10 protein-coding genes and 4 pseudogenes are annotated in these 17,219 nt (G+C 72.9%); 10 read left to right on the plus strand and 4 right to left on the minus strand.

Annotated elements, in window-relative coordinates:
* Window positions 1–208: 208 nt before the first annotated feature.
* Together JNW89_RS03015 and hppD are read right to left on the minus strand one after the other, a co-directional pair.
* On the minus strand, window positions 209–919 hold the full coding sequence (locus tag JNW89_RS03015) for an RDD family protein (protein WP_238447587.1): 711 nt from the start codon (window positions 917–919) through the stop codon (window positions 209–211).
* Window positions 920–930: 11 nt separating this feature from the next.
* Entirely contained in the window at window positions 931–2,136 is a 1,206-nt protein-coding gene (hppD, locus tag JNW89_RS03020) for a 4-hydroxyphenylpyruvate dioxygenase (protein ID WP_238447588.1), read from the minus strand.
* Between the two features lie 146 nt (window positions 2,137–2,282).
* On the opposite strand from hppD, the pseudogene JNW89_RS03025 reads away from it, so the two are divergent.
* From JNW89_RS03025 to JNW89_RS03050, 6 genes and pseudogenes are all read left to right on the plus strand, one after another.
* A pseudogene (locus JNW89_RS03025) lies at window positions 2,283–2,760 on the plus strand (Lrp/AsnC family transcriptional regulator); the annotation flags it as partial.
* Between the two features lie 152 nt (window positions 2,761–2,912).
* Window positions 2,913–4,334 (plus strand): PQQ-binding-like beta-propeller repeat protein, encoded by a 1,422-nt coding sequence (locus JNW89_RS03030; protein ID WP_255540335.1) that lies wholly within the window; start codon window positions 2,913–2,915, stop codon window positions 4,332–4,334.
* Between the two features lie 91 nt (window positions 4,335–4,425).
* The gene (locus JNW89_RS03035; protein WP_238447589.1) at window positions 4,426–6,093 is read left to right on the plus strand and encodes a fumarate hydratase; all 1,668 of its coding nucleotides are present in this window, start codon (window positions 4,426–4,428) and stop codon (window positions 6,091–6,093) included.
* Window positions 6,094–6,354: 261 nt separating this feature from the next.
* The gene (locus JNW89_RS03040; RefSeq protein WP_238447590.1) at window positions 6,355–9,336 is read left to right on the plus strand and encodes an AfsR/SARP family transcriptional regulator; all 2,982 of its coding nucleotides are present in this window, start codon (window positions 6,355–6,357) and stop codon (window positions 9,334–9,336) included.
* A 35-nt stretch (window positions 9,337–9,371) separates the two neighbouring features.
* Complete coding sequence (locus tag JNW89_RS03045; RefSeq protein ID WP_238447591.1) at window positions 9,372–10,781, plus strand: class II fumarate hydratase; 1,410 nt, start codon at window positions 9,372–9,374, stop codon at window positions 10,779–10,781.
* Between the two features lie 63 nt (window positions 10,782–10,844).
* Window positions 10,845–11,417: a GNAT family N-acetyltransferase gene (locus JNW89_RS03050; RefSeq protein WP_238447592.1), complete on the plus strand. Its 573-nt coding sequence runs from the start codon at window positions 10,845–10,847 to the stop codon at window positions 11,415–11,417.
* On the opposite strand, the gene JNW89_RS03055 is transcribed toward JNW89_RS03050, so the two are convergent.
* Window positions 11,377–11,922 (minus strand): CGNR zinc finger domain-containing protein, encoded by a 546-nt coding sequence (locus JNW89_RS03055; protein WP_238447593.1) that lies wholly within the window; start codon window positions 11,920–11,922, stop codon window positions 11,377–11,379. The two genes, JNW89_RS03050 and JNW89_RS03055, sit on opposite strands and share 41 nt — an antisense overlap.
* An 82-nt stretch (window positions 11,923–12,004) precedes the next feature.
* Here JNW89_RS03055 and JNW89_RS03060 point away from each other — a divergent pair, with 82 nt between their 5' ends.
* A complete protein-coding gene (locus JNW89_RS03060; RefSeq protein WP_238447594.1) occupies window positions 12,005–12,964 on the plus strand; it encodes a DMT family transporter in 960 nt (319 codons plus the stop codon).
* A gap of 13 nt (window positions 12,965–12,977) precedes the next feature.
* Window positions 12,978–13,767 (plus strand): annotated as a pseudogene (locus JNW89_RS03065) (HAD family hydrolase).
* A gap of 124 nt (window positions 13,768–13,891) precedes the next feature.
* Here the strand turns inward: JNW89_RS03065 and JNW89_RS03070 are convergent.
* Window positions 13,892–14,570, minus strand: a pseudogene (locus JNW89_RS03070) (IclR family transcriptional regulator).
* A 63-nt stretch (window positions 14,571–14,633) separates the two neighbouring features.
* Between JNW89_RS03070 and cysS the strand changes: the two are divergent.
* Together cysS and rlmB are read left to right on the plus strand one after the other, a co-directional pair.
* Window positions 14,634–16,049, plus strand: coding sequence for a cysteine--tRNA ligase (gene cysS, locus JNW89_RS03075; protein ID WP_238447595.1), 1,416 nt, complete (start codon window positions 14,634–14,636; stop codon window positions 16,047–16,049).
* Window positions 16,049–17,175 (plus strand): annotated as a pseudogene (gene rlmB, locus JNW89_RS03080) (23S rRNA (guanosine(2251)-2'-O)-methyltransferase RlmB). The gene cysS and the pseudogene rlmB overlap by 1 nt, the downstream one beginning before the upstream one ends.
* Window positions 17,176–17,219 lie beyond the last annotated feature (44 nt).

Raw genomic sequence — 17,219 nt, forward strand, 5'->3', positions numbered from 1 at the left:
GATCAAGAGGTTTGCGTCGCCGTAAGGGCGGATTCTGACGCAAGTCTCTTGATCACGAGGTGGGGGAGCGGGGGTGATTCGTTTGGGTCATCAGGTTCGTAGCGGGTGAGGTGGGGAGTGCGGGGTGGTCAGAGGGGGAGTTTCATGCCCTCGTGACTGGCGACGAAGCCCAGGCCGCGGTRGTCGACGTACCAGCCTGGTTGAACGCTCACCCGGACACCTTAACGACGACGGTGCGGGCGAACTTGTCGTGGAGGCACTGCTGCCAGGGCTTGTCCCAGAGCTGCCAGAGCCCGTCGACGTAGCTGAAGCCCGGGATGAACGACCCGCCGACCTGGTGCGCGAGCCACCGCTTCGCCGCGGCCTTGCGGTCGAGCGTCTGGGTCGGGTCGATCGGCACGACGCGCAGCTTCATCACGCGCTTGCCGACCGTCTGCCCGGTCTTGAACATCATTTCTACGTGGAACAGGTAGGTGATGCCGATGCTGAACAGGAGGATCGCGGCTTCCAGGGCCAGGAAGGGCAGCAGGAAGTCCGTGAACGGGTCCGACTGCAGGGTGCCGTCGGGTGCGGTGGCGGTCAGGTCCGGCGTCACCCAGACGAAGAAGGCGATCACGGCGGGCACGATCACGACCATGCAGGCCGCCATCAGCACCAGCCCGTCGATCAGCACCGCCAGCAGCCGGTCGCCGAAGCTGGCCAGCGGCTGGCCGTTCGGCGCGAGCGGCACCCCGGGCAGGCCGGGCCGGAACGGGGCGCCGGGCGGTCCCGCCGGATAGCTCGGCAGCCCGGAGTACGGGCCGGGCTGCGGTGGCACGGCGTACCCCTGGGGGGTGGGACCGGAGGGCGGCGCGAAGCCGCCGGCGGTGGGCGAGGGCCCACCGGCCGGCGGCGTCGGGTACGTCGGAGGCTGCGTCACGCTCGACAGTGTTACAGGTTGCCGCGCGCTTCCTGCTCCCGCTCGATCGCCTCGAAGAGCGCCTTGAAGTTGCCCTTGCCGAAGCCGAGCGAGCCGTGCCGCTCGATCAGCTCGAAGAAGACGGTCGGGCGGTCCTGCACCGGCTTGGTGAAGATCTGGAGCAGGTAGCCGTCCTCGTCCCGGTCGACCAGGATCTTGCGGGACTTCAGCTCCTCGATCGGCACCCGGACCTCGCCGATCCGGGCGCGCAGCTCCGGGTCGTCGTAGTACGAGTCCGGGGTGTCCAGGAACTCGACGCCGGCGGCCCGCATCGCGTCGACGCTGGCCAGGATGTCGTTGGTGGCGACGGCGATGTGCTGGGCGCCCGGGCCCTGGTAGAACTCCAGGTACTCGTCGATCTGCGACTTCTTGCGGGCGATCGCCGGCTCGTTGAGCGGGAACTTCACCTTGCGGGTGCCGTTGGCGACGACCTTGCTCATCAGCGCCGAGTAGTCGGTGGCGATGTCGTCGCCGATGAACTCGGCCATGTTCGAGAAGCCCATGACCCGCTTGTAGAACTCGACCCACTCGTCCATCCGGCCGAGCTCGACGTTGCCGACCACGTGGTCGACCGCCTGGAAGAAGCGCTTGGGCTGGATACCGGCGTCGATCATCGGCTGGCGGTCCACGATCGGGCCGCGGGCGACGAAGCCGGGCAGGAACGGGCCGGTGTAGCGGGAGCGGTCGACCAGGGTGTGCCGGGTGTCGCCGTAGGCGGCGATGGCGGCCATCCGCACGGTGCCGTGCTCGTCGGTGACGTCGTGCGGCTCGACCAGGCCGGTCGCGCCCTGGGCGGTGGCGTGCGCGTACGCGGCGTCGACGTCCGGCACCTCCAGCGCGATGTCCGAGACGCCGTCGCTGTGCTTGGCGACGTGCTCGGCGCCGGCGGCGTCCGGGCGGACCGCGCCGGTCAGCACGAACCGGGCCGAGCCGCTGGTCAGCACGTACTGGGCGTGGTCCCGGTAGCCCTGCTCCGGCCCCCGGTACGCCACGCAGGTCATGCCGAAGGCGGTGGAGTAGTAGTGCGCGGCCTGCTTGGCGTTGCCGACCAGGAAGTGCACGTGGTCGAGGCCCTTGACCGGGAACGGGTCCCGGGTGATGTCGTGGTCGACGGCGCCGACGAGGGCGTCGACGTCGACCTCCTCGGTCGACTGGGGTCGGTCGATCGCCTGGGTCATGGTGTCCTCCCTTGCGTACCGGCCGGCCTCGTGGGCCGCCGCGGTGTTTCCGATGCTCTTGACAGGAGGATCGCGGTGACCCGGAGCACTGGGCAACCGTCGCCGTTTCCGCTGGTCATCCTGCACATTCGGTAGAGTGTTGAAACATGAACGCTGGACAGGATGTACAGCTGGACGAGCTGGACGCCAGGTTGATCCAGTTGCTCGCCGACGAGCCGCGGATCGGGGTGCTGGAGTGTTCCCGCCGGCTCGGGGTGGCCCGGGGCACGTCCAGGCCCGGCTGGACAAGCTGCTCGAGCGGCGGTGATCGGCGGCTTCGGGCCGGACGTCTCGCCGGCCGCGATCGGCTTCGGGGTGACCAGCTTCGTCACCCTGGAGATCAGCCAGCGGCACGGCCACGACGCGGTCACCGCCCACCTGGCGGCCATCCCCGAGGTGCTGGAGGCGCACACCATCACCGGCTCCAGCGACCTGCTCTGCCGGATCGTCGCCCGGTCCAACACCGACCTGCAGCGGGTGATCGACCAGATCGTCTCCTACGAGGGCATCCGCCGCGCCTCCACGATCATCGCGCTGGCCGAGCAGATCCCGTACCGCGTCCTGCCCCTGGTCCGGTCCGCCGCCGCGCCCCGCTGACCCCCCGCGCTCCCGCGCGGGCAGCCCCGGCGCCCGGGCCGGCACGCAGAAAGGGCGGCGACACTCCGGCGCGGGGCCGGGGGAGTTCGGTGATCGTCGCTACCGTGTGCGGTGTGAAGGGCCTTGGCGTACGCGGCTGGTTGCTGCTGGGGCTCGTCACCGTGGTCGTGCTCGCCGCCACCGGGGTCTGGAACCCGTTCCCCGCGATCTGGGACTGGATCGACCGGCGGCAGCCGATCTCCGACCCGGACGTGGTCTGGCAGCAGCGCATCGGCGGCACCCCGAAGAGCGTGACCATCGCCGGGGACACCGTCGTGATCGAGCAGCGGACCCGGGTCGAGGCGCGCAGCCTGGCCACCGGCACCCAGCTCTGGGAGCGCAAGGCGGACTGGGCGGCGGTGGCCGGCGGAACCCGGGACCCGGTGGTCGCGGTGGGCAAGCTCCTGGTCAAGGGGTACGAACTGCTCGACCCGACGACCGGGGTGGTGCGCCGGCGCGACGACGACGCGGTCGCCGTCTGGACGTACCGGAACATGCTGCTCGACGCGCACTGCGTCGAGCCGACCGACTGCACCCTGACCGCCTGGGACCCGCGCGGCACCCGGCCACTCTGGACGGCGTTCCTGCCCGGCGTCAGCACCGGCCTGTTCGCCGACAACCCCAACCTGCTCGGCACCCGCCGGCTCACCGCGCCCCGGATCGACGGCGGGGTGGCCGGCCCCGAGTCGGTGCCGCCGCTGCTCGGCTTCCCGGTCGACGGCCGGGTGCACGTGGTGGACACCGCCACCGGACGGGTGTTGCAGAACGTCGAGCCCGGGCGGGACGAGCGGCTCGCCGTGATCGGCGGCCGGCTGCTGCGGATCAGCGCCGTCTCCCGGGACGGCACCTGCCAGTACGCCATCTCCGCCCGCGACCCGGCCACCGGCCAGGAGGCGTGGCGCAAGGCCGGGGTCAACCTGCGGACCGCCGACAGCGCCGGCTGCGTGCAGCGGGAGGACCCGCAGGGCGCGCGGAACGTGCTGATCGGCGTGGCGCCGGACGGCCGGGAGGCGGTCATCGACGGGTACGACGGGCGGCTGCTGCTGGTCGACGCGGAGGGCGAGAAGCTGCTCGCCGTCGACGACCGGTACGCGCTGGTCCGCACCGCCGACAAGGACACCGTCGTCGGCCGGGAACTGGGCGTCGACCGGGTCCGCTGGAACCGTCCTGCCGGCGACCGGGCGGGCGCGGCGCTCACCCCGTACGCGGCGATCGTCACCCAGGAGAAGCCGAACCGGCTGGTCGCGCTCGACCCGCGGACCGGTCGGGAACTGGTGGTGCTGCGGACCAGCGCCAACGCGCTGGCGGTCGGGCCGAACGGCATGATCATCGGGGAGGGGCGGGAGATCGGGTACGTCCGGTTCGGCGGTGGCGGCGCCGAGCCGCCGCCGGACGATGGCGGGGTGCCCGACCCCGACACCGGGAACTCCCAGGGCCCTGCCACCGGGGGCGGCCCCGGGGACCAGCCGGACTGTGGGCCGAAGCGGGAACTCTGCCCCGACCGGGGTGACAACGACGGCTGAGCGCGGCGGGCCCGCCCCGGGTGAGAGCGGCATCCCACGACGCACCCGGCGGGTGCCACCGATCGACCGGTCTGCCCTAGGCTTTCCCGTCATGAGCAGTGCCGCCGCGTTCTCGTACGCTCCCTTGCTGCCGACCGGTCCGGACCAGACGGAGTACCGCCTGGTCACCGACGAGGGCGTCGATGTCGTCAACGGCCCGGGTGGCCGCCGGTTCCTGACCGTGGAGCCCGCCGCGCTGACCGCGCTGACCGCCGAGGCGATGCACGACATCGCCCACTTCCTGCGCCCCGCCCACCTGGCCCAGCTCCGGTCGATCATCGACGACCCGGCCGCCTCGCCGAACGACCGGTTCGTCGCGCTCGACCTGCTGCGCAACGCCAACATCGCCGCCGGCGGCGTGCTGCCGATGTGCCAGGACACCGGCACCGCGATCGTGATGGGCAAGCGCGGCCGGCACGTGCTCACCGACGGCGCCGACGCCGAGGCGATCTCGCGCGGTGTCTACCAGGCGTACACCCGGCTCAACCTGCGCTACTCGCAGCTCGCCCCGCTGACCATGTGGGACGAGCGGAACACCGGCAGCAACCTGCCGGCCCAGGTGGAGCTCTACGCCGAGGACCCGGACGGGCACCCGGACGCGTACAAGTTCCTCTTCATGGCCAAGGGCGGCGGCTCGGCCAACAAGTCCTACCTCTACCAGGAGACCAAGGCGCTGTTGAATCCGACGCGGATGATGCAGTTCCTGGAGGAGAAGCTGCGGCTCATCGGCACCGCGGCCTGCCCGCCGTACCACCTGGCCATCGTCATCGGCGGCACCTCCGCCGAGTACGCCCTGAAGACCGCCAAGTACGCCTCGGCCAAGTACCTCGACGCGCTGCCCACCGCCGGCTCGATGACCGCGCACGGCTTCCGCGACCTGGAGCTGGAGGCGCAGGTACTGGAGCTGACCCGCAACTTCGGCATCGGCGCGCAGTTCGGCGGCCGATACTTCTGCCACGACGTGCGGGTCGTCCGGCTGCCCCGGCACGGCGCCTCCTGCCCGGTGGCGATCGCCGTCTCCTGCTCCGCCGACCGGCAGGCGGTCGCCAAGATCACTCCGTCCGGCGTCTGGCTGGAGCGGCTGGAGACCGACCCGGCCCGGTTCCTGCCCGACGTCACCGACGAGACGCTGGACGCCGAGATGGTCGTCAAGGTCGACCTCAACCGGCCGATGGACGAGATCCGCGCCGAGCTGTCGAAGTACCCGGTGAAGACCCGGCTGTCGCTGACCGGTCCGCTGGTCGTCGCCCGGGACATCGCCCACGCGAAGATCGCCGAGCGGCTGGACGCGGGCGAGCCGATGCCGCAGTACCTGCGCGACCACGCCGTCTACTACGCCGGTCCGGCCAAGACCCCGGAGGGCTACGCCTCCGGCTCGTTCGGCCCGACCACCGCCGGCCGGATGGACGCCTACGTGGAGAAGTTCCAGGCCGCCGGCGGCTCCCAGGTGATGCTCGCCAAGGGCAACCGCTCGGCCCAGGTCACCCGCTCCTGCCAGCAGCACGGCGGCTTCTACCTCGGCTCGATCGGCGGCCCGGCCGCCCGGCTCGCTCAGGACTGCATCAAGCACGTCGAGGTGCTCGAATACCCGGAGCTGGGCATGGAGGCGGTCTGGAAGATCCAGGTCGAGGACTTCCCGGCGTTCATCGTGGTCGACGACAAGGGCAACGACTTCTTCGCCGAGGTCACCAAGCCGGTGCTGACCGTCGGTCGCCGCTGACCCCTCCGACACGGAGAACGGGGCGTCGGGCCACTGGCCCGGCGCCCCTGCTCGTCTGGTCGTACCTCGACATCGGTGCGCCCGCCCGGAAATCCCACCCGGACGGGCGCACCGCCCCCGTCGGATGCCGTCACCGACAACCCAGACGAGTGTCGGTCCCGCTGCTGTCGTTCCGCTATCGGATCGCTATCGCCTCGATGGGGCGATCTGTCACAGGCGGGCTACGCTGCTGGAAGTTGCACACGGCGTGCGGGGGAGCGGATGCGGTTCGGGATCCTGGGACCTCTGCGGGTCGGCGGCGGCGAGGCCACCGTCACCGCGGGTCGGGACCGGGTCGTGCTCGCCATGCTGCTGCTGCGGGCCGGTCGGGTGGTACCGGTGGAGGAACTGGTCGACGCGGTCTGGGAGGAACGCCCGCCGGCCACCGCCAAGGCCCAGCTGCACAGTTGCGTCTCGCGGCTGCGCCAGCGGCTCGCCGCGCTCGGCCTCCCGGCCGACGTGATCGTCACCGACCCGGTCGGCTACGGCGTCCGCGTCGAACCGGCCGACCTGGACTTCGAGGTCTTCGCCCGTACGGTCGAGACCGCCCGCGCCGCGGTCGCGGCCGGGCAGCCGGCCGAGGCCCGCCGGCACTACCGGCAGGCGCTCGGGTTGTGGCGCGGCCCGGCGTTGAGCGGCATCCGGAGCCGGGCCGTGCGCCGGCGGGCACAGACCCTCGACGAGCAGCGGCTCGCCGCCCTGGAGGAGTGCGTCGACGTCGAGCTGCGGCTGCGGCAGGCCGCCGACCTGGTCGACGAGCTGGCCGAGAGCGTCGACCGGCACCCGCTGCGGGAACGGCTGCGCGGCCAGCTGATGCTCGCCCTCTCCGCGATGGGACGGCAGGCCGACGCGCTCGCGGTCTACCGGGAGGGCCGGCGGATCTACGCCGAGGAGCTGGGCATCGAGCCCGGCGCGGCGTTGCAGGAGCTGCACCAGCGGGTGCTCGCCGGCGACCTGGCGCTGGGCGGGCCGGACAACCGTCCGGTCGCCCCCGTCCGGTCGTTGCCCCGGGCGATCAGTGACTTCACCGGCCGGCAGCAGACGATGGCCCGCCTGGTGAAGGAGATCGAGTCCGAGGGCGCCCGGATCCAGCTGATCGACGGGATGGCCGGCAGCGGCAAGACCGCCCTGGCCGTGCACGTCGCGGCCGCCCTGGCGGACCGCTACCCGGACGCGCACCTCTTCGTGGACCTGCACGGGCACAGCGAACGGAGCCCGTTGACGCCCGCCGCGGCGGTGGCCACGCTGCTGCGCCAGCTCGGGGTGCCGGCGGAGCGAATCCCGCTGGACCTGGACGACCGGCTCGCGGTGTGGCGCAGCGAGCTGGCCGGCCGGCGGGCCCTGGTGGTGCTGGACAACGCCGCCGGGGCCGACCAGGTGGCGCCGCTGCTGCCCACCGGCCCGGACTGCCTCGTGCTGATCACCAGCCGCCGCCGGCTGGTCGGCCTGGACGAGGGGCGACCCTCGTCCCTGCCGGTCCTCGACCCGGACGAGGGGATCGAACTGCTCGGCCGGGTGGCCGGCCAGGAGCGGGTGGCCGCCGAACCGCAGGCGGCGGCCGAGGTGGTGCGCCGCTGCGGGTACCTGCCGCTGGCGATCCGACTGGCCGGCGCGCGGTTGGCGCACCGGCCCCGCTGGCGGGTCGCCGACCTGGCCGAGCGGCTGGTCACCGGGGGCGGCCCGCTGGCCGAGCTGGCCGCCGGGCAGCGCTCGGTGGGGCAGGCGTTCGCCCTGTCGTACGCCCAGGTGTCGCCGGCGGCCCAGCGGATGTTCCGGCTGCTCGGCCTGCACCCCGGCGTGCGGTTCGACAAACCGGTCGCCGCCGCCCTCGCCGAGTTGCCGCTGCCCGAGACGCAGGACCTGCTCGACGAGCTGGTCGACTCGCACCTGGTTGAGGAGGTCGAGCCGGGCCGGTACCGGCTGCACGACCTGATCCACGAGTACGCCCGGCTGCTGCTCGCCCGTCCGGAGCAGGCGACGGAACGGAGGATGGCCCTCCAGCGGCTGCTCGATCATCACCTGCAGGTTGCGGCCGCGATCGCCCGGAGCATCGAGCTGGCGAACAGTGCGCATCTCACCCGGTTGCCGGAGCCCCTCCGACCCGACCTGGTGGCAGCCACGGAGGGTCAGGGCCGGACCTGGTTCGACGAGAACCGGGCGGCGCTGACGGCGGTGGTCAGGCTGGCCGAGACCGAGGGCTTCCTGCGGCACTGCTGGCAGCTCGCCCGAGCCAGCTGGAAGGCCTACTTCGACGGCGGTCATCTGGACGAGCTGATCGAGACGCACACCATCGGCCTGCGCGCCGCGGAGCAACTCGGTGACGACGAGGCCGTGGCGATGACGCTGAACTACCTCGCCTCGGCCTACTACCGGCTGGCACGGTTCGGCGAGGCGGTCCGGCAGATGGAGATGGCGGTGGGCATCTACCGCCGGCTCGGGCTGTCCCGGGAGCTACGCAACGCACTCGGCAACCTCGGCTCGGCGTACACCGCCAATGGGGAGCACCGGCGCGGCGTGGAAACCTTCGAGGCCTCGGGAATCCTTGCCCGCAAGGCGGGCGAGCCGGTCCCGATGGCGAACCTGCTGAACAATCTGTCGCTGGTCCTGCTCTCGTGGGGCAGGTACGAGGACGCGCTGCGGGTGGCCCGCAACCACCTGCTCGTGGCCCGGGAGACCGGGGATCCTCGGCACCTCGGCAACGCCCTCGGGCACCTGGGAATGATCCGGCACCGGATGGGTGACCGTGCTCCGGCCAGCCGCCTGCTGCGCGCCGGTCTGAAACTCAAGCGCCGGGCGGGGAACCGCTTCGGTGAGGGAGAGTTGCTCAACGAGACCGGCGTGCTGGATCGCGAGGCGGGGTCGCCGCATCGGGCCGCCGCCCGGCACCGGGAGGCCCTCGTCGCGATGACCGACGCGGGCGACCGGATCGGCCAGTGCGCGTCGCGTAACCTGCTGGCCCGGGCGATCCTCGACCAGGGCGATGTGTCCAGCGCACTGGACCTGCACCGTCGGGTGCTCACCGACGCCACCCGGCTGGGTGCCCGCTACGAGCAGGCTCGGGCGCTCGACGGCATCGCCCACTGCCTGCGGGCCAGCGACCCGGCCGCCGCCCGCTCGCACTGGATGCGGGCGCTGGCGCTGTTCCGCCAGGCCGAGTCGCCGGACCAGCACGAGGTCGTCCGGCTGCTGGCGGAGCTGGACTGAGCGATCATCTGCGAGTCGGCGGTGGGCGCGGCAGGATGGTACGCGTGACGACTCCAGAGGCAGCGGGTTACCGGATCGAACGCGACTCGATGGGCGAGGTGGAGGTGCCCATCGAGGCGCTGTGGCGGGCGCAGACCCAGCGCGCGGTGCAGAACTTCCCGATCTCGGGGCGCGGCATCGAGCCGGCCCAGATCAAGGCCCTGGCTCAGATTAAGGGCGCCGCCGCGCAGGTCAACGGGGAGTTGGGCGTGATCGGCGCGGACGTGGCCGCCGCGATCGCCGCCGCCGCCGCGCACGTGGCCGACGGCGGGTACGACGACCAGTTCCCGATCGACGTCTTCCAGACCGGCTCGGGCACGTCGTCCAACATGAACACCAACGAGGTGATCGCCACGCTGGCCAGCCGCGAGCTGGGCCGGGGCGTGCACCCGAACGACGACGTCAACGCCTCGCAGTCCAGCAACGACGTCTTCCCGTCCTCCATCCACCTGGCCGCCACCCAGGCCGTGGTCGAGGACCTGCTGCCCGCGTTGAAGCACCTGGCCGGTGCGCTGGAGGAGAAGGCGGCGGAGTTCGAGACGGTGGTCAAGGCCGGCCGTACCCATCTGATGGACGCCACGCCGGTCACCCTCGGGCAGGAGTTCGGCGGGTACGCCGCGCAGGTCCGCTACGGCGTGGAACGGCTGGAGGGGGCGCTGCCCCGGCTGGCCGAGCTGCCGCTGGGCGGCACCGCCGTGGGCACCGGCATCAACACCCCGCTCGGCTTCGCCGCGAAGGTGATCGAGAGGCTGCGCGCCTCCACCGGCCTGCCGCTGACCGAGGCGCGCAACCACTTCGAGGCGCAGGGCGCGCGGGACGCGCTGGTGGAGACCTCCGGGCAACTGCGTACCGTCGCCGTCGGGCTCTACAAGATGGCCAACGACATCCGCTGGATGGGCTCCGGCCCCCGCGCCGGCCTGCGCGAGCTGCGCATCCCCGACCTCCAGCCCGGCTCGTCGATCATGCCGGGCAAGGTGAACCCGGTGGTCGCCGAGGCGATGCGGCAGGTCTGCGCGCAGGTGATCGGCAACGACGCGACGGTCGCCTTCGCCGGCTCCCAGGGCGACTTCGAGCTGAACGTGATGCTCCCGGTGATGGGCCGCAACCTGCTGGAGTCGATCCGGCTGCTGGCCGCGTCGAGCCGGCTCTTCGCCGACCGGCTGGTGGTCGGCCTGGTCGCGGACGCCGAGGTCTGCCTGGCGTACGCGGAGGGGTCGCCGTCGATCGTCACCCCGCTCAACCGCCACCTCGGGTACGACGAGGCCGCCTCGATCGCCAAGGAGGCGCTGGCCAAGCAGATCTCGATCCGCGAGGTGGTGATCGCCCGGGGCCACGTGGACTCCGGCAAGCTCAGCGAGACCCAGCTCGACGAGGCGCTCGACCTCCTCCGCATGACCCACCCCTGAGCCCGACCTGCGGGCGCGGGATATCGGTCGACCGGCGCGCGTGGGGCGCGGCATCATCCCGGCATGACCGCTGACGTGCTGCTGGAGACCGGGCGGCTGCGGCTGCGCCGGTTCACCCCCGACGACGTGGACCACCTCGTCGAGCTGGACAGCGACCCGGAGGTCATGCGCTTCCTGACCGGCGGCCGGCCGACCCCGCGCGCCACCGTGCGCGACGAGCAGTTGCCCCGGCTGCTGCGCCAGTACGACGAGCACCCCGGGCTGGGGCGTTGGGCGGCGGAGGACCGGGAGAGCGACGACTTCCTGGGCTGGTTCGCGCTCGACCCGTCCGACGACGGCAAGGAGGCGGAACTGGGCTACCGGCTGCGCCGGGGCGCGTGGGGGCGCGGCCTGGCCACCGAGGGCTCCCGGGCGCTGATCCGGTACGCCTTCACCGAGCTGGACGTCCAGCGCGTCTGGGCCGAGACGATGGCGGTCAACACCCGCTCCCGGCAGGTGATGGCGAAGTCCGGCCTGCGCTACGTGCGCACCTTCCACCTGCACTTCGACGACCCGGCCCCGGGGACCGAGCACGGCGAGGTCGAGTACGAGCTGCTCAGGAGCGAGTGGCCGCCTTCCGCGCCCGGTACGCGCTGACCGCGGCCCGGTTGCCGCAGCCCGCCTCGCAGAACCGGCGGGACCGGTTCTTCGACAGGTCGACCAGCACGTTCTCGCAGTCCGGGTGGGCGCAGATCCGCAGCCGGCCCAGCTCGCCGGCGCGGACCAGGTCGGCCAGGGCCATCGCGGCCTCGACCGCCATCCGGGTGGCCAGCGGCGCGTCCCGGGGCACCGCGTGCAGGTGGTACGGCTCGTCGTCGTGCCGAATCAGCTGGGGCAGCGCGTGGGACTCGCGGAGCAACTCGTTGACGACCGCGACGATCTCGTCGACGTCGGCGTGCCAGATCAGGCGCAGCCGGGGGCGCAGCTCGCGGACCGCCCGCAGCTCGGCCTCGGTGTGTTCGTGCCGGCCGGTCCAGCCGTGGGCGACCACGAACCGGTCCAGCGCCGCGACGTCGGGCAGCCCTTCGTCCTCCGGGTCGTCGGTGTTCACCAGGGCGGTCGCGGCGATCAACCCACATTCGGTGTCATGGGCAAAGAGCAACTTGACTCCTGTCAGAGTCGGCCGTTAGCGTCACCAGCATAGGCGTTGTTCGGTCATGACAACTACCGGCGAGGAGAGCCCGATGCACGAACGATCCGCCGGCGCGGGGCTGGGGCTGGCCCTGCTGTCAGCCGTCACCTTCGCCACCTCGGGCACCTTCGCCCGCTCCCTGATCGAGGCCGGCTGGTCGGCCGAGGCGGTCGTCGTCGCCCGGGTCGGGATCGCCGCCCTGGTGCTGGCGGTGCCGGCGGTGCTCTCGCTGCGCGGCAAGGGCGCCGTGCTGCGTCGCACCCTCGGCCCGGTGAGCGTCTTCGGCCTGCTCGGTGTCGCCACCGCCCAGGCGTGCTTCTTCAACGCCGTCCGCTACCTGCCGGTGGGCGTGGCCCTGCTGCTGGAGTACCTCGGCATCATCCTGGTGGTGGCCTGGATGTGGCTGGTGCACGGGCAGCGCCCCCGACGACTCACCGTCGTCGGCTCGGTCGCCGCGCTGGCCGGCCTGGCCTTCGTGCTCGACCTGACCGGCACCGGCCGCCTCGACCCGGTGGGTGTGCTCTGGGGGCTCGGGGCCGGGGTGGGACTGGCCGGCTACTTCGTGCTCGCCGCCCGGGTCGACCCCGCGCTGCCGTCGGTCGCCATGGCCAGCGGCGGCATGGCGATCGGCGCCGCCATCCTCGCCCTGCTCGGGCTGGTCGGGGTGCTGCCGCTGCGGGCCACCTTCGGCGACGTGGAGTTCGCCGGGCAGCGCACCAGCTGGCTGGTCCCGATCGTCGGGCTGTCGCTGGTCGCCGCGGTGATCGCGTACCAGGCCGGCATCGCGGCGACGCGGATCCTGGGCGCCCGGCTCTCGTCCTTCGTCGGGCTGACCGAGGTGATGTTCGCGGTGCTCATCGCCTGGCTGGTGCTGGGCGAACTGCCCACCGTGGTGCAGTTGCTCGGCGGCGCGCTGATCGTCGCCGGGGTGGCGTTGGTCCGCCTCGACGAGCTGCGCGGCGACCGGGTGGAACGGTCGGACACCCCGGCCGAGGAACCCGCCCTGACGTGAGATGGTCGGTGCCGTGCTGACCGTGCTGGTGTTCGACGCCGACGAGACCCTGCTCGACCTGCGCCCGGCGGTGACCGGCGCCTGGCGGCCGTACTGGAAGAAATGCGGCGGCTGACCCCGGCGGCGGCCGAGGTGTCGTTCGCGGACCTGGAGTCGGACTGGGGCGCGGTCTTCGGTGCGATGAGCGCGGCCCCGGTGCAGGAGATCCGGCGGGCCGCGCTGGCCCGCTCGCTGGCGCGGGCCGGCCTGGCGGAGCGCCTCGACGAGCTGGCGGCGCTCTTCTTCGCCCGGCGGTTCGCGCTGACCCGGCCCTACGCCGACGTGCTGCCCGCGCTGGCCACGCTGCGCCGCCAGTTCCGGCTGGGCTACGCCACCAACGGCAACAGCCGCGCCGAACGCTGCGGGCTCGCCGGCGAGTTCGCCTTCGAGCGGTACGCGCACGACGACGGCCTGCCGAAGAAGCCCGACCCCGGGTTCTACGCGGCGGTGATCGAGGCCGCGGGTGTGCCGGCGGAGCAGATCGCGTACGTCGGGGACTCGCCCGCCCACGACGTGGTCGGCCCGCAGTGCGCCGGCCTGCGCGGGATCTGGCTCAACCGGCTCGGTCTGCCCTGCCCGCCGGGGGTACGACCCGACGCCGAGATCGCCGGCCTGGCCGCGCTCCCGGCCGCGCTGGCCGCCCTCCAGCCGGTCAAAGCCGGATAAGCGTCCAATCCGGACGCCCGTCTGGCGCAACCCGCATCGGTGTTGTGGTGATGGCTGCCACGTCCCTCAACGCCCGCCCAACAGGCCCGCTCTGCTAGAGCGCCGCGCCTTGATCCACTCGCTTTGCGGTGTGTGGCGGTTCGGCGCGTCAGGACACCGCGACTCGCCGCAAGCGGAGTCGATCGCGGGCCGGATGGGTCGAGGGGCCTGAGGGTCGGCGAATCAGGAGAGGGCGGCGGCGATCGACTGGGCGGCGGCGAGCACCTGTGCGCCGACCGTGTCGGCGTCCAGCGGGGCCAGCGCCACCACTCCGACGCTCGCCTCCAGACCCGGCACCCCCAGCACCGGCGCCGCCACCCCGTACGCCCCGGGTTGAAGTTCCCCGACGGTGCTCACCGGGTCGGCCACTCCCGACCGGCCGGCGAGGATGGCCAGGCCGGCCGCCCCGCGCTCCAGCGGGTGTCGGGCACCCGTCCGGTACGCCACGTGGAACGACGTCCAGCTCGGCTCGACCACCGCCAGCGCCACCCCCTCGCCGCCCTCGACCACGGTGAGGTGCGCGGTCGCGCCGGCCTGCTCGGCCAGCCGGCGCAGCGCCGGCAGCGCTCCCTCGGCGAGCAGGGGGCTGGGCCCGACGGGCCAGGTGCAGCACACCGGCGCCGAGGCGCAGCCGGCCGTCGCCGTCCCGGCGCAGCATCCCGTGCCCGGTCAGCGCCCCGACCAGCCGGTAGACGGCCGCCCGGCCGATGCCCAACCGGTTCGCCGCCTCGGTCACGGTCAGCCCGGCCGGAGCGTCGGCCACCAGGTGCAGCAGCCGCAGGCCCCGGTCCAGGGTCTGCGCCGTCTCCCCGGGCCGGACCGCCGCGTCCCCGGGCTCGCCGGACCTCGCCGTCGTCTCCACAGCACGCAGCGTACGACCCGGCTCCGGGCGACCCCGGAATGCGTGGACGGCTACCCTTGTACGGTGACGCTACGCCTGTATGACACCGCCACCCGATCGGTGCGGGACTTCGTCCCGCGGGAAGCCGGCAAGGTGGGGGTCTACCTGTGTGGTCTCACTCTCCAGGCCCCGCCGCACATCGGCCACCTTCGCTCCGGCGTCAACTACGACGTGCTGCGCCGCTGGCTGCTCACCGCCGGCTACGAGGTCACCTTCATCCGCAACCTGACCGACATCGACGACAAGATCCTGGTCAAGGCGATGGAGCGGGGCACCCCGTTCTGGTCCATCGCGTACGCCAACGAGCTGATCCTGGCCGAGTCGTACCGGGCGCTGAACGTGCTGCCGCCGACGTACGAGCCGCGCGCCACCGGGCACATCCCGGAGATGCACCAGTTGATCGCCGAGCTGATCGAGACCGGGCACGCCTACCCGGCCACCGACGGCTCGGGCGACGTCTACTTCGACGTGGCCTCCTGGCCGGCGTACGGGTCGCTGTCCGGGCAGTCGCCCGACGACATGCAGTCCGCCGGGGACGCCCCCGAGCGCGGCAAGCGCGACCCGCGTGACTTCGCGCTCTGGAAGGGCGCCAAGCCGGACGAGCCGGCCGACGCCTACTGGCCGTCGCCGTGGGGCCGGGGCCGCCCCGGCTGGCACATCGAGTGCTCGGCGATGTGCTGGCGCTACCTGGGTGCCGAGTTCGACATCCACGGCGGCGGGCTGGACCTGACGTTCCCGCACCACGAGAACGAGCTCGCCCAGTCCCAGGCCGCCGGGCTGCCCTTCGCCCGGTACTGGGTGCACCACGGCCTGCTCAGCATCGGCGGCGCCAAGATGGGCAAGTCGCTCGGCAACGCCCTCGACCTGACGTACGTCGACTCGCTCGGGGTGCGCCCGGTGGAGCTGCGCTACTACTACGCCGCCGCGCACTACCGCTCCCGGATCGACTACTCCGAGGACGCGCTGCGCGAGGCCGCGGTGGCGTACCGGCGGATCGAGGGCTTCGTCCAGCGGGCCGCCGAGCGGGTCGGCGGCGGGCAGCTCGGCGAGCTGCCGACCGGCTTCGTCGCGGCGATGGACGACGACCTGAACACCTCCGCCGCCCTCGCGGTGCTGCACGAGGTGGTCCGGGACGGCAACACCGCGCTGACCGCCGGCGACGATGTGACCGTCCGCACGACCCTGGCCTCCGCGCGCGCCATGCTGGATATCCTGGGGGTTGACCCTCTGGACCCGGCCTGGACCGGCGGCGACCGCGCCGACGACCTGCGCGGCGTGGTCGACTCCCTGGTCGCGCTGGCCCTGGAGCAGCGTGCCCAGGCCCGCGGCCGCAAGGACTGGGCCGCCGCTGACGCCGTACGCGACCAGCTCAAGCAGGCCGGCGTGGTGGTCGAGGACACCCCCCAGGGCCCCCGTTGGACTATTGGAGAGCAGGACTGATGGCCGGCAACTCGCAGCGCCGTGGCCGGCGACTGACGCCGAAGGCAGGTGCCCCCAAGGGCTCCGGTGGCAAGAACAAGGACTCCCTCGGGGGCCGGGGCAAGACCCTGCCCGCCGACGAGCGGCCCTGGCACAAGGCGTACTCGGGCACCGAGAAGCTGCCGCAGCGCACCGCCTGGAAGCAGGACAAGGAGCGCCGGGCGGCGGCCGAGGAGGGCGCGCCCCCAAGATCGGCCAGCCGGGCAGCAAGGACACCACCTGGGGTCGCGGCGGTGGCCGGGGTGCTCCGGCGGCCCGTGGCACGGGCGGCCGGGGCGGTAAGCCCACCGGTCGTTCCGGCCCCCGGGTCGCGCCGGGCCGCAAGTCCAACCCGTCGAAGGACACCCCGGAGCTGCTGGTCGGCCGCAACCCGGTGCTGGAGTCGCTGCGCGCGCACGTGCCGGCGACCGCGCTCTACACCGCGCAGGGCATCGACGCCGACGACCGGGTCAACGAGATCATCCGCACCGCCGCCGACCGGGGCATCGCCATCCTGGAGATCAGCCGCGCCGAGCTGGACCGGATGACCGGCGGGGTGCTGCACCAGGGCGTCGGCCTCCAGGTGCCGCCCTTCGCCTACGAGCCCTTCGAGGACATGCTCGCCGCGTCGGTGGAGTCCAGCGCCCCGCTGCTGGTGGCGCTGGACGGGGTCACCGACCCGCGCAACCTGGGCGCGGTGATCCGCTCCGCCGCCGCGTTCGGCGCGCAGGGTGTCTTCGTACCCGAGCGGCGGGCCGCCGGGATCACCGCGACCGCTTGGCGGACCAGCGCCGGCGCGGCCGCGCGGGTGCCGGTAGCCCAGGTCACCAACCTGACCCGGTCGCTCAAGGCCTGTCAGGACGCCGGCTTCATGGTGGTCGGCCTGGACGCCGACGGCGAAACCGACCTGTACGACCTGGAAGCGGCCGTCGGCCCGCTGGTCGTGGTGGTCGGCTCGGAGGGGCGCGGGCTGTCCCGGCTGGTCGGGGAGACCTGCGACCTGACCGTCAGCATCCCGATGATCTCCGACGTGGAGTCGCTCAACGCCAGCGTCGCCGCCGCGGTCACCCTCGCCGAGGTGGCCCGCCGCCGCGCCGCCGAGGTCTGACCGACCAGCGCACGCGCAGACGAGAAGGGGCGGCCCGCCGACAG

The organism is Micromonospora sp. 4G55 (assembly GCF_016803375.1).

Coding starts and splice junctions, on each gene's coding strand:
- hppD (WP_238447588.1), bottom strand. CDS start 2,136: ATGACCCAGGCGATCGACCGACCCCAGTCGACCGAGGAGGTCGACGTC.
- JNW89_RS03035 (WP_238447589.1), top strand. CDS start 4,426: ATGAGCAGTGCCGCCGCGTTCTCGTACGCTCCCTTGCTGCCGACCGGT.
- JNW89_RS03040 (WP_238447590.1), top strand. CDS start 6,355: ATGCGGTTCGGGATCCTGGGACCTCTGCGGGTCGGCGGCGGCGAGGCC.
- JNW89_RS03045 (WP_238447591.1), top strand. CDS start 9,372: ATGGTACGCGTGACGACTCCAGAGGCAGCGGGTTACCGGATCGAACGC.
- JNW89_RS03050 (WP_238447592.1), top strand. CDS start 10,845: ATGACCGCTGACGTGCTGCTGGAGACCGGGCGGCTGCGGCTGCGCCGG.
- JNW89_RS03060 (WP_238447594.1), top strand. CDS start 12,005: ATGCACGAACGATCCGCCGGCGCGGGGCTGGGGCTGGCCCTGCTGTCA.